Genomic DNA, 12,435 nt, shown 5'->3' with positions numbered 1-12,435 from the left:
TGGTTGAACCCCCTGCAGCAGCAACTTAACTGATGCAACAATAGCACATTTGCTTCCACAACGACTTTTGTAATGCGTGTTGCCGACATCTAACCAATGCTCATGTTATCTGAACAACAACCCCAGGCTCGTTTGCAACTTCTCGCTCTACCAAATCCCCCCACTTCAACCATGTCTCCTTTTGACGGTCAACTTGCCTGCCTCGCTGATACGTGCGAATCAATTTATCGACAGGCAGGTGATTCAACATTAACTCGACAACACGAGAATCCGCCTGAAGAGTATCTGCCCAATGCGTTGCACAAGTACGCCTCAGGTCGTGCAATGTAAACTCTGCCACCTTCTGAAAGAGAGGTCCATCCGGTTGCGTTATTGACGCGGGCTCTTGAAGTCGCTTAATTGCCCTAGAAACACTGTGTGCGGTGATTGGTCTGTCCTCCCTGCGCGATGGCACACTGGATCTCTCATCCCGGCGAGGTGAAGCAAATACAAATGATGAGCCGCCATTCAACAACTTCAATTCAGCCAGTAAATCAATCTGCTGGCGCGAAAGATAGATCGTATGCCCAGCCCCGTTCTTCGTACGTTCAGGTGGTAGTACCCACAACCCTGCTTCTAAATCCAGTTCATCCCAGCGCATGCCTACTGCTTCTTCACGCCGAACCCCCGTCAGAATGACCGTCTTAATGACCCCTATCATTGAAACACTCAAGACGGACGTTGCAGCAACTCCTCGCCCCTCCTTTCCCTTCATTTCAATTGCCATCCAAAGCATGCGTAACTCAGACAAAGTTAACCATCGGCTACGCCCTTCAGATGTGCTGGCAGCGAAATCCTTTGGCCTTAGCAATCGCATCGGGTTTTCATTAATCATTCCCCGCGCCAAAGCATAGTCCAACATCCCATTCAGCGTGCTCATTGCCTTACGGGTTTGCTCACGGGTGTTCTCACGCATCTTATCGAGCGCACCAGCAAGATGCGTCCGTTGAATATGATCCAGGCGGATATTGCCAAGAGACTTTTGCAGATAACGACTCCATCGGTCTGCGTGCTCCTGTATTGTTGACGGCTTGATCTCATCAGCTCGTATTAGATGCTTCAGCCAACGCTCATGAACTTCCTGCATCGTTAACACAGCCAAGTTTTCGGCCTTAACGGCTGCCTTATGATGACGAGGATCAATTCCTTGTTTGACCAATGCTACGGCCTCTTTATGCAGCGCCCGTGCATTTGTTAATGAAACACTGGGGTAGGAACCCAACTTCATTTCCAAAGCTTGATCATTCAAGCGGAATCGAAACACCCAGGACTTGGCATCACGATCAGATCTTGCTTCCAGGGATAGGCCACCGTATCCAGCATGTTTAACGGTCACCCTTATTTTTATTTTCCCGCCAGGACAGCTAAGTGCTGCGCATTGCCGATCCGTTGAAATTGGTAGTTGACTCATGATTACCCCCGTTTCCGACCCCTCATACGACCCCTCAAAAATCACTGACTGAGGATGGACAGTAATGGACATCATAGCACGGTGAATCAGCTGCATCTATTGCAGCGCAATCGTTTTGAAGAACAATGAAGGTTGCTACTGGACTTAGGCGGACTGAGAAATATCTACCTCCGAAGGCAGGGGTCGTGGGTTCGAATCCCGCCGGGCGCGCCATACTAATCAAAAACTTACAAATTTCTTTGGATCCGTAATTCACTCCAAAACACGTTTCGCCCCCTCCCGCTACCCCTATAAAAGCAAGTAATTGATTAAGCCTTGGGTATCAAAATTGGCTCCCAACTCTATGCCGGTGCAAAATCCAAACGTTACCAGCTTATAAAAATCGCTTCCCGGCCACCCCAACCTTTAAATATTTTCAAGCGCACAACAAAACTGACCTGCCCAAGCGCCAGACGCCGTAATTGTATATCCCTGATCTACCCCCATAGCGCGTACCATGGGCTTACCAATAAACTATAGCCGTCACACTCATGAACACCCGCCGCTGGATGCCCTTGCTGATGCTTTTGGCCAGCGTCACCGCCAAGGCTGAACCCGTCACCACAGTCCCCCGTGTCGATCTAGCTCGTTACCTCGGCACCTGGTACGAGATCGCCCATCTGCCGATGTTCTTCCAACACCACTGCATTGGCGACACCACCGCGCAATACGGGCTTCGTGAAGACGGCCGGATCACCGTACTGAACCGCTGCCGGACGGACAATGGCTGGCAGGAAGCCACCGGACGCGCCAAGGTCGTTCCGGACACCGTTAACGCTAGGCTCAAGGTGACATTCTTCTGGCCCTTCAGTGGCAACTACTGGGTGATTGGCCTGGATCCCGAGTACCGCTGGGCGCTGGTCGGTAATCCCAGCCGGAAGTATCTGTGGCTGCTATCCCGGACGCCGCAACTTTCGCCTGATCTGTTTGAGGAAGCCCAAAAAGCGGCTATAGCTCAAGGCTATGAGCTGTCAGGTTTGCTCATGACACCACACCTTAATGGCTCTAGCCTTCGACACCGGTAGCCCCAATAGCGGCTGCCGAATTGACAGTTCTACCAGTGTCAGCCAAATTCCCCTCAAACCAATCACCCCGTTGTCTTTTCGTACGCCAGACTCTCTCATCCCGCTTTTCCATTGACACCAACCCCCACCCATAGTACATACAAATCATAAGGTTACTGTCCATGTCACGGTTTCCAGACTTAAATCGGACTTCCCCATGAAAATTCAATTTCTCGGCGCCACCCAGACCGTTACCGGCTCCAAATATTTGCTGACCTCCGGCAAGACGAAAATCCTGATCGATTGCGGCCTGTATCAAGGCTACAAATGGCTGCGCGAACGTAACCGCGAACCCCTGCCGTTCAAGGCCTCATCGCTGGACGCCGTGATCCTGACCCACGCTCACATTGATCACTCCGGCTTTCTGCCTGTGCTTTACAAAAACGGCTTTCGCGGGCCGGTCTACTGTCATCATGCCACCAAGGCCCTGTGCGACATCCTGCTCCGCGATGCCGGGCACCTGCAGGAAGAAGACGCCAAGTTCTACGAACGCCACAAGATCGGCAAGCACGAAAAGCCGGAACCGCTGTATGACATGGATATGGCCATCGCCAGTTGCCGCCTGCTCAAGGGTGTTTCATTTGACCACCCGTTCAAGGTGGGCGATCTGACGATCCACCTGCATCCCGTCGGGCACTTGCTCGGCGCCGGCAGCGCCATCATTGTCGGTGAAGGCAAGCGCGTCGGTTTCTCGGGCGATGTCGGGCGCCCCGACGACCTGTTCATGCTGCCCCCTGCCCCCTTGCCGGAGCTGGACTTGCTGGTTCTGGAGTCGACCTATGGCAACCGCCGGCACCCTGATACCGACCCTTGGCAGCAACTGGAGCGCATTGTCAACGAAACCTCCGAAAGAGGCGGCGTCCTGGCAGTCCCCAGCTTTGCCGTCGGGCGGACCCAGATCCTGCTGCACATGCTGACGCGCCTGATGGACCAGCAACGCATCAAGCGGGTCCCGATCTTCCTCGACAGCCCCATGGCGATTGACGCCTCTGAAATTTATTGTGAATACAATGAATTACACCGTCTTAGTGATGAGGAGTGCCGAAGCCTCTGTCACGCCACGACATTCACGCGAACGGTATCCGAGTCCAAGGAACTTGATGAAGAAAACGGCGGCCATATCATTATTGCCGGCAGCGGCATGGCCACCGGCGGGCGCATTTTGCATCATATGAAACGGCTGCTGCCCTTCCCGAAAAACACGATCATGTTCACCGGATTTCAGGCCGGGGGAACGCGGGGAGCCAACATGCTGGAAGGGGCTGAATCGATCAAGATTCATGGTGCCTATGTGCCCTGTGCGGCCCATGTCGAATTGCTCGACGGACTGTCAGGGCATGCAGATTATGTCGAAATCACTGAATGGCTGAAGGCCTCGGCGTTGACGCCCAACACCTTGATTTATCTGGTGCATGGCGAACCGGATGCTGCGGACAATCAACGCAAATATATCGAAGAGCAAACACCCATGACCGTGAAGGTTGCCGAATACATGCAAACCATCACGGTCTGAATACGGTTAGCGGACCTTGCGGTAAAGCAGGTCCCAAACCCCGTGCCCCAACAAGTTCCCCCGGTTTTCGAACTTGGTCAAGGGGCGGAAAGCAGGCCGCTCAGCGTATTGGCCGGGTCCGGCCATGTTTTCGAAACCCTCGGCAAACTCAAGGATTTCCAGCATCCATTCCGCATACGGCTGCCAGTCGGTAGCCGCATGAAACACCCCGCCCGTCTTCAGTTTGCGGCGGATCAACTGCATGATGTGCGTCTGCACGAAACGACGTTTGTGATGCTTCTTCTTTGGCCAGGGATCGGCAAAATACAACTGCACGGTGTCCATGCAGGCGTCGGGAAAATAGTGTTCCAGCGCCAGCAAGGCATCTGCATCCATCACCCGCAGGTTAGGCAGGCTGATGCTGCCCGCCTCATAACAAATCTGCGCCAAGCCATTGGGATGGATTTCAATGCCGATAAAGTCCCTTTCCGGCACCGCCTTCGCCATCTCGATCAACGAATATCCCATGCCGAAGCCGATTTCCACCGTCAATGGAGCCAGCCGGCCGAATACAGCCTCCTGGTTGAACTTCTGGTCGGGGAAATTCAGCAGATAGCGGCTGCCATACTGTTCGAGCCCCTGCTTTTGCGAGGTGGTAAACGCTGAAGAGCGTTTCATGAAGGTCAGGATGCGCCGCTTGTGCTCTTCAGGAACTTCAACCGACGTGACTGCAACGGGTTCGGACATGGGGATGATCGTCTTCTGATTACTTGAAAAACAGGCCGTCCAGCGGACTGGAGGCCGAGGCGTAAAGCTTGCGAGGCACGCGACCGGCCAGGAAAGCCTCGCGCCCGGCCTCGACCGCCTTTTTCATGGCGGAGGCCATCAATACCGGTTGTTTCGCCTTGGCAATCGCGGTATTCATCAACACACCGGCGCAGCCCAGCTCCATCGCAATGGCGGCATCGGAAGCCGTACCGACACCGGCATCGACAATGATCGGCACCGTCGCCTGCTCCATGATGATGCGCAGGTTATACGGATTGATGATGCCCAGGCCGGAACCTATCAGGCTGCCCAGCGGCATCACCGCCACACAACCCATTTCTTCCAGTTGCTTGGCAATGATGGGGTCATCCGAGGTATAGACCATCACCTGAAAACCGTCCTTAACCAGGACTTCAGCCGCCTTTAGTGTCTCCACGACATTCGGGTACAGCGTCTTCTCGTCACCCAGCACTTCCAGCTTCACCAGTGAATGACCGTCCAGCAGCTCGCGCGCCAGGCGGCAGGTGCGCACAGCGTCATCAGCGGTATAACAACCGGCCGTGTTCGGCAAAATGGTGTACTTGTCCGGGCTGATTACGTCCAGCAGGTTCGGCTCACCAGGCGTCTGGCCGATGTTGGTACGGCGCACGGCAACGGTCACGATCTCCGCGCCACTGGCCTCAATCGCCAGCCGGGTTTCTTCCAGATCACGGTACTTGCCCGTTCCCACCAGCAAGCGGGATTCGTAGGTCTTGCCGGCCAGCAACAGCATTTCATCATTCATTACGTTCAACCTCCGCCAATGGCGTGGACTATTTCAACCTTGTCGCCCGGATTCAACCGGGTTTCAGCATGGCGACTGCGGGACACAATCTCGGCGTTTACTTCCACCGCCAGGCGCTTGCCCATCAGGTCCAGCACCTGCAGCAAGTCACTGACCGTTGCGCCTTCAACCAGTTCCTGTGGCGCGCCGTTTACCAGAATCTGCATTCAAATCCCCTTTTGCCAGGCGGAAACGGCCAACCACAGCCAGCCAGCGATAAAGGCCAGCCCGCCAATGGGCGTAATGGCGCCAAACCAGCGCGGCGCACCCAGCGCCATGGCATACAGTGAGCCGGAGAAAATCAGGATCCCCGCCAGTAGGCAACCGCCAATTCCGCGACTCCACGTTAAATCAGGTCGGCTTGCGGCCAGAATGCCAAGCGCCAGCAACCCCAGGGCATGGATGAAATGATAGTTGCACCCGGTATGCCACCAAGCCAGTTGCTCGGCGGTCAGGCGCGCTTTCAGGCCATGGGCACCAAAGGCTCCCAGCGTAACGGCCAAAGCCAGGTTCAAACTTCCCAACGCCAGCCACATGGTGATCGCTCCAATAAAAAGGCCGCGCAAAAGCGCGGCCGATATTATGCGTTGCCGAAATCAGGCTGTCAGCATCGCCGACTTGATCTTTTCCATGGCATTTTTTTCCAGCTGGCGGATACGCTCGGCTGAAACACTGTATTCGGCGGCGAGTTCATGCAAGGTCGCTTTCTCGTCCGACAGCCAACGGCGGGTCAGAATATCGCGTGAACGCTCATCCAGACGTCCCATGGCGGCCACCAGACGCTCGGTGCTGTCCTCTTCCCAATCCGACTCTTCCAGCATGCGCGCCGGATCATAACGATTGTCTTCCAGATACAGCGCAGGCGAATGAATGGCGCGCTCGTCCTCATCATCGGAGACACTGGCCTCGAAGGAGGCGTCAAAAGCCGACAGGCGGCCTTCCATTTCCAGCACCTGATCAGGGGTGACGTTCAGGTCATGAGCAATGGATTCCGCTTCGGCCTGGGTCAGGCTGCGGCTGCCCTTCTTCAGGCTGCGCAGGTTGAAGAAAAGCTTACGCTGGGCCTTGGTCGTGGCCACCTTGACGATGCGCCAGTTCTTGATCACGTATTCATGAATTTCGGCCTTGATCCAGTGCACGGCGAAAGACACCAGACGCACACCCATGCGCGGGTCGAAGCGCTTCACGGCCTTCATCAAGCCGACATTGCCTTCCTGGATCAGGTCGGCCTGCTGCAGGCCGTAACCGGAATAACTACGGGCGATATGCACCACAAAACGCAGATGCGCCAACACCAGCTGGCGGGCGGCCTCCAGGTCTTCTTCATAGAAATAGCGTTCAGCCAGTTCCCTCTCCTCCTCAACGGACAAGATGGAGACCTGATTGACATTGGCCATGTATGCACCCAGATTGGCTCCGGGGGCGGTGAGCGTCACCGGTACCAGACCGCGACTGAGGCTCATGCGTGCTTCTCCTACATATGCTTGATGACTATCTTTTTATAATAACGCTGTCAGCCTGAGCGCTCCAGTCCCTAATGCAGGGATTTTATGGCGGTTATGTAAGCCGCCCACGTCAGGAACATGACCCGTTAAGCCTTGCCGTGCAACTGTCAGGCTAAATTCGGAAGTTCTGTGCGCTAGGCGCGGCTTATTGTCGCAGACGGGAAAAACACGCTCTGCCAGACTTACATCATGATTTCGTTGGGAGTATTATTGACCTATCAGTCAAACAATCCTGAAACCTGAGTGAGACTCCCATGAAAAAATCCCTGCTCGCCGCTGTGGCTCTTGGCATGCTGGCTTCCGGCTCCGTATTGGCGGCCGAACGGTCCGGCGAAGATGTCTACAAGGCTACCTGCACCATGTGCCACGCCACGGGCTTGGCCGGTTCGCCCAAACTGGGTGACAAGGCCGCTTGGGCTCCCCGTATCGCCAAGGGCAAGGATGCACTTTACACCAGCGCCCTGAAAGGTATCCGCGCCATGCCTCCGCGCGGCACTTGCGCCAACTGCACCGACGGCGAGCTGAAAAAGACCGTGGACTATATGATCAGCAAAGCCAAGTAAATTGCCGGTCTGATAAAAAAAGGGGGAAGCATCTGCTTCCCCCTTTTTTTCGCTTGCGGACGGTCTGTTATTCCGTCTGAAACAAAGCCGCCACAAACTCCTTGGCCACAAACGGACGCAGGTCGTCAATTTTCTCACCGACGCCGATAAAGCGGATGGGCACATGGGAACGGCTGGCGATGTTGAACAACACCCCGCCCTTGGCTGTGCCGTCCAGCTTGGTGATGGTCAAGCCGGTCAAGCCAACCGCCAGGTCAAACTCCTGAACCTGGGCAATCGCGTTCTGACCGGTACCGGCATCCACCACCAACATGGCTTCATGCGGCGCGGCGCCATCCAGTTTCTGGATGACGCGCTTGACCTTCTTCAACTCTTCCATCAGGTTGGACTTGGTGTGCAGGCGGCCGGCGGTATCAATAATAAGTACATCAATATCCTTGGCCTTGGCGCTTTGCAAGGCGTCGAACGCCACCGAAGCTGAATCGGAGCCGGTACCCTGGGCCACCACAGCAATGTTGTTGCGTTCGCCCCAGACCTGCAATTGCTCCACAGCGGCGGCGCGGAAGGTATCCCCTGCCGCCAGCATCACTTTCTTGCCTTCCTTTTGCAGCCGCTTGGCCAGCTTGCCGATAGTCGTAGTCTTGCCGACCCCGTTCACCCCCACCATCAGGATGACGTAAGGCCGCTTGGCGGGATCAATATGCAGGGGTTTTACACGCGGCGCCAGCAACTCCACCAGCTCTTCCTGCAGGGCCTTGTACAAACCGTTGGAGTGGGTCAGTTCCTTGCGGGAGACGCGCTCGGTCAGCTTGCCGATAATGATGCGGGTGGCGTCGATGCCCATGTCGGCCAGCAACATCTGCGTCTCGATTTCCTCCAGCAACTCGTCATCAATTTCCTTGCCGCCAATCAGCAAAGTCACCATGCCGTTGGTAAAGGTTTCTCGAGTGCGCTCCAGACCACTCTTCATCCGGGCAAAGAAACTGCTGCCGGAGCCGGGCGTATGCGCGGCTGCGGGTTCCGAGTCATTCTCGGCCGCAGCCTCTGCCTGAACCAGGGCGACGGTAGCCGGGTTTTCAATAATGGGAACATTCACGGCCGGGAGGCTGGGCAGGGTGACATCGGTACTGCCTTCCCAGGCCCAATCCGCCGTTTCATCATCAGGCACGCTGATGGGGGTTTCATCCACTACCGGCGAGGCAGAGGTATTGTCCGGTTTTTTCCAGGAAAACCAGCCCTTGGGTCCGGTTTTGGCGTCAGCCGGGTTGTCATGCTCAGACATAGGGTCATCCACAAAGATTAACAAAGCACCCGAAAAAGTTGCGCTATGCTACCACTCCTCCGCCAAACTCCCTATACAAAGCGCTCGCTATGCATTGCAAACCATGGCTCTACCCGCTGCTGGCCATCCTGTCGATGACCGCCCAGGCTTCCTCCACCCAGGAGTTCACGCTCGACAACGGCTTGAAGCTGGTCGTCCGTGAAGACCACCGGGCTCCGGTCGCCGTCACCCAGGTCTGGTACAAGGTCGGCTCCAGTTACGAACCCTCCGGCAAGACCGGCATGTCGCATGCCCTGGAACACATGATGTTCAAGGGCACTGAGAAAGTCCCGGCCGGTGAATTCTCCCGGCTGGTCGCCTGGTTCGGCGGTACGGATAATGCGTTCACCACCGACGACTACACCGCTTACTATCAGGTTTACAGCAGCAACCGCCTGCCATTGGCGCTGGAACTGGAAGCCGACCGCATGGCGAACCTGCAAATGCAACCGGAGTCCTTTGCCCAGGAAATCCGGGTGGTGATGGAAGAGCGCCGCCAGCGTACTGACGACAACCCGCAATCGCAGGCCCTCGAAAAATTCCAGGCGCTGGCCATGTTCACCACGCCGCATCGTACCCCCACCATCGGCTGGATGCAGGATCTGGAAAACCTGAAAATTGAAGACCTGAGCGCCTGGTACCGGCAATGGTACGTCCCCAACAACGCCACCCTGGTCGTGGTCGGAGATGTCGACCCCCTGCAGGTCAAGGCTCAGGCCGAACAATTTTTCGGGGCCATCAAGCCATCCTCCGCCTTGCCGGCCATGACGGTTCCCCGTGAAATTCCGCAACCCGGCCGACGCGAAATGAAACTGTCCGTACCGGCCAAGGTGCCGGCGTTGTACATGGGCTTCAACGTGCCCAGCCTGACTACCGCCGCCACCCCGAAAGACGCCTATACACTCCGCATGTTGTTGAGCATCCTGGACGGCGGCCTCAGTGCACGACTGGAAAGCCGGTTGGTGCGCGAGAAACGGATCCTGACCGCCGTCAGCAGCAACTACAACCTGATGGCGCGCGGCGACACCCTGTTCACCCTGACCGCCATCCCCGGTGAAGGCCTGACCATGGAAGAGGCCCGCGACAAAATCCTGGAAGAGCTCGAAGCCCTGAAAACCGAGACCATTACCCCGGAAGAACTGGAGCGCGTTTACGCCGGAGTGCTGGCGGAAAACGTCTTCCGCCAGGACGACATCCAGGAACAGGCGAACCTGATCGGCATGCTGGAAAGCATCGGGCTGGGCTGGCAAATCATGGACACCCTGCCGGAAAACCTCAAGGCCGTCACCCCGGATGATATCCGCGAATCCGCCAAGCGCTGGCTGGTGCCCGCCAATATGACAACGCTGCTGTTGCAACCGGCCGCCCTGAACGTGGGAGAGGCAAAATGATGAAACGACTGGCCTTCCTGGCGCTGCTTCCGGCGCTGGCTTTTGCCGCCCCCGAAGGCGCCATGGTGACTGCGGGTCCCCTGACCGCCCTCGACAAGCTGCAAAGTGTGCCGATGGTGAAAGATGCCCCCATCCCCCACCGCAACATCCAGGTGAAAAGCTGGCAAACCATGAAAGGCACCAAGGTCATGTTCGTGGAGAACCATGATTTGCCCATGCTGGATGTGCGCCTGGTGTTTGATGCCGGATCGGCCCGGGACGGGGAAAAGTCCGGACTGGCCAGCCTGGTCAGCCGCATGATCGACGAAGGCACGACAACCCGCGATACGAGCGCCATTGCCGCCGCCTTTGAAAACCTTGGCGCCTCGTTCAGCACATCTTCCTACCGTGACATGTCGCTGGCTGACTTGCGAGTGCTCAGCAACGAAAAGTATCTGGATCCCGCGCTGGATGTCTTTAACGATGTACTGGCCAACCCGATATTCCCGGACGCTGCCTTCACCCGCATTTTTGATAATGCCCAGGTAGGGCAACAACAGAAGCAACAGTCCCCGGCCGCGCAAGCCGGTGTCATGTTCTACAAGAACCTCTATGCCTGGCACCCCTATGCCCTGCCGCCGTCCGGCACCGCTGACTCCCTGAAAAACATAAAGGCGGAAGACCTGCGCGCTTTCCACAAACAGTATTTTGTCGCCGCCAATGCCATGATTGCCTTGGTGGGTGATATTGATGAGCGCCGCGCCCAGCAGATCGCCGAGCGTATCAGCGCCGGTCTGGCGGAAGGCAAACCGGCCCCTCCCCTGGCGGAAACCCCGGCCCTGACCCGCTCCCGGCACCTGCATCTCAACTTTCCTTCCCAGCAAACCCATATCCTGCTGGGTCAACCGGGCATCAAGCGCGGTGATCCGGACCATGCCGCGCTGGCGGTGGGCAACGAAATTCTGGGCGGCGGTGGTTTCACAACTGTGCTGATGAAGGAGTTACGTGAAAAACGGGGACTGACCTACGGTGTTTACAGCAGCTTTGTGCCGATGCGGGCGCAAGGCCCCTTCATGATCAATCTCTCCACCCGCAACGACCAGGCCGGTCAGGTTCTGGAACTGGTACGCGACATTTTGCGGGACTTCATTAAACAAGGCCCCAGTGAAGACCAGGTCAAGGAAGCCAAGGACAATATCTTGGGCAGCTTTCCGCAAAGCACCGCCAGCAACAGTGACATTCTGGCCTACATTGCCTCCATGGGCTTTTATAACGAGCCGCTGGATTATCTGGAAACCTTCCCGGACCGGATTCGCGCCGTAAGTGTTGAGCAAGTGCGCAAGGCCCTGAAATCCCACCTCAACGCGAACAAGATGTTGTCAGTTACCGTTGGCCAAGGTGTTGAAGTCAAGAAATGAGCAAGACGCCTGTCAGCACGCTGCGCATCATTGGCGGCCAGTGGAAGCGGCGCAATGTCCGGTTCCTGGCCGTGGATGACCTGCGCCCGACACCGGACCGGGTGCGTGAAACCCTCTTCAACTGGCTGCAGTTCGAGATTCAGGGCAAGCGCTGCCTGGATGCCTTTGCCGGGAGCGGCGCACTGGGGCTGGAAGCCTTGTCGCGAGGGGCCTCGCACTGCCTGTTCCTGGAGAAAAGCCCGGTTCAGGCCAAGCAGCTTCAAGCCACGCTGAAGGAACTGAACGCAACACATGGCGAAGTGATGACCGGAGACAGCCTGGCGCTGTTGAACCGCGTGACCGAGCCGTTTGATGTAGTGTTTCTGGATCCGCCCTACTCACTGAATTTGTGGCAACCGGTAATGGCCCTGCTGACGACCCGGAATCTGCTGACGGCGGATTGCCTGATCTATGTGGAGGCTGACAAGGCTTGGGAGGACTTGGGCATTCCAGAGGGATGGGAGTATTTCAAGGAAACGAAGGCGGGAACGGTGAAGGGGTTTCTGTGTCGTCGGGCCACAACGCCAGTACCTGCATAACGAATATTGGACTGTAGGTCGGGTTTCAACCCGACAACACTCTC

The 12,435-nt window shown here is 56.6% G+C and carries 13 protein-coding genes; 6 read left to right on the top strand and 7 right to left on the bottom strand.

The window, feature by feature from the left end:
• Positions 1-100 precede the first annotated feature (100 nt).
• On the bottom strand, positions 101-1,450 hold the full coding sequence (locus Q7T36_RS07495; RefSeq protein WP_304845973.1) for a site-specific integrase: 1,350 nt from the start codon (positions 1,448-1,450) through the stop codon (positions 101-103).
• Positions 1,451-1,980: 530 nt separating this feature from the next.
• On the opposite strand from Q7T36_RS07495, the gene Q7T36_RS07490 reads away from it, so the two are divergent.
• Together Q7T36_RS07490 and Q7T36_RS07485 are read left to right on the top strand one after the other, a co-directional pair.
• Positions 1,981-2,514: a lipocalin family protein gene (locus Q7T36_RS07490; RefSeq protein ID WP_304845970.1), complete on the top strand. Its 534-nt coding sequence runs from the start codon at positions 1,981-1,983 to the stop codon at positions 2,512-2,514.
• A gap of 196 nt (positions 2,515-2,710) precedes the next feature.
• Positions 2,711-4,066, top strand: coding sequence for an MBL fold metallo-hydrolase (locus tag Q7T36_RS07485; protein ID WP_304845967.1), 1,356 nt, complete (start codon positions 2,711-2,713; stop codon positions 4,064-4,066).
• A 6-nt stretch (positions 4,067-4,072) separates the two neighbouring features.
• On the opposite strand, the gene trmB is transcribed toward Q7T36_RS07485, so the two are convergent.
• Genes trmB through rpoH form a run of 5 tightly spaced genes read right to left on the bottom strand, consistent with a single transcriptional unit; the run spans position 4,073 to position 7,099 of the window.
• On the bottom strand, positions 4,073-4,792 hold the full coding sequence (gene trmB / locus Q7T36_RS07480; protein WP_304845965.1) for a tRNA (guanosine(46)-N7)-methyltransferase TrmB: 720 nt from the start codon (positions 4,790-4,792) through the stop codon (positions 4,073-4,075).
• A gap of 19 nt (positions 4,793-4,811) precedes the next feature.
• Positions 4,812-5,597 carry a thiazole synthase gene (locus Q7T36_RS07475; protein WP_304845963.1) on the bottom strand — a complete coding sequence of 262 codons (786 nt, stop codon included), beginning with the start codon at positions 5,595-5,597 and terminating at the stop codon, positions 4,812-4,814.
• A gap of 5 nt (positions 5,598-5,602) precedes the next feature.
• A complete protein-coding gene (gene thiS, locus Q7T36_RS07470) occupies positions 5,603-5,803 on the bottom strand; it encodes a sulfur carrier protein ThiS (protein WP_304845959.1) in 201 nt (66 codons plus the stop codon).
• Positions 5,804-6,172, bottom strand: coding sequence for a DUF423 domain-containing protein (locus Q7T36_RS07465; RefSeq protein ID WP_304845956.1), 369 nt, complete (start codon positions 6,170-6,172; stop codon positions 5,804-5,806).
• A 60-nt stretch (positions 6,173-6,232) separates the two neighbouring features.
• Positions 6,233-7,099, bottom strand: coding sequence for an RNA polymerase sigma factor RpoH (rpoH, locus tag Q7T36_RS07460; RefSeq protein WP_304845954.1), 867 nt, complete (start codon positions 7,097-7,099; stop codon positions 6,233-6,235).
• Positions 7,100-7,395: 296 nt separating this feature from the next.
• On the opposite strand from rpoH, the gene Q7T36_RS07455 reads away from it, so the two are divergent.
• Positions 7,396-7,704: a cytochrome c5 family protein gene (locus Q7T36_RS07455; protein ID WP_304845952.1), complete on the top strand. Its 309-nt coding sequence runs from the start codon at positions 7,396-7,398 to the stop codon at positions 7,702-7,704.
• A gap of 67 nt (positions 7,705-7,771) precedes the next feature.
• On the opposite strand, the gene ftsY is transcribed toward Q7T36_RS07455, so the two are convergent.
• Positions 7,772-8,986 carry a signal recognition particle-docking protein FtsY gene (gene ftsY / locus Q7T36_RS07450; RefSeq protein WP_304845949.1) on the bottom strand — a complete coding sequence of 405 codons (1,215 nt, stop codon included), beginning with the start codon at positions 8,984-8,986 and terminating at the stop codon, positions 7,772-7,774.
• Between the two features lie 89 nt (positions 8,987-9,075).
• Between ftsY and Q7T36_RS07445 the strand changes: the two genes are divergently transcribed.
• From Q7T36_RS07445 to rsmD, 3 genes are read left to right on the top strand one after another with little or no spacing between them, the layout of a single operon-like run.
• A complete protein-coding gene (locus tag Q7T36_RS07445) occupies positions 9,076-10,416 on the top strand; it encodes a pitrilysin family protein (protein WP_304845946.1) in 1,341 nt (446 codons plus the stop codon).
• Positions 10,413-11,813 (top strand): pitrilysin family protein, encoded by a 1,401-nt coding sequence (locus Q7T36_RS07440; protein WP_304845943.1) that lies wholly within the window; start codon positions 10,413-10,415, stop codon positions 11,811-11,813. Before Q7T36_RS07445 ends, Q7T36_RS07440 begins: the two co-directional genes overlap by 4 nt.
• Positions 11,810-12,391 (top strand): 16S rRNA (guanine(966)-N(2))-methyltransferase RsmD, encoded by a 582-nt coding sequence (gene rsmD / locus Q7T36_RS07435; protein ID WP_304845940.1) that lies wholly within the window; start codon positions 11,810-11,812, stop codon positions 12,389-12,391. Before Q7T36_RS07440 ends, rsmD begins: the two co-directional genes overlap by 4 nt.
• Positions 12,392-12,435: the final 44 nt, after the last annotated feature.

The sequence above is a fragment of the Fluviicoccus sp. genome, assembly GCF_030646115.1.
In the GTDB taxonomy this organism is placed as follows: Bacteria; Pseudomonadota; Gammaproteobacteria; order Pseudomonadales; family Moraxellaceae; genus Fluviicoccus.
Note: the sequence above shows the minus strand (reverse complement) of the source record. Positions and strands in the feature narration are given on the sequence as shown.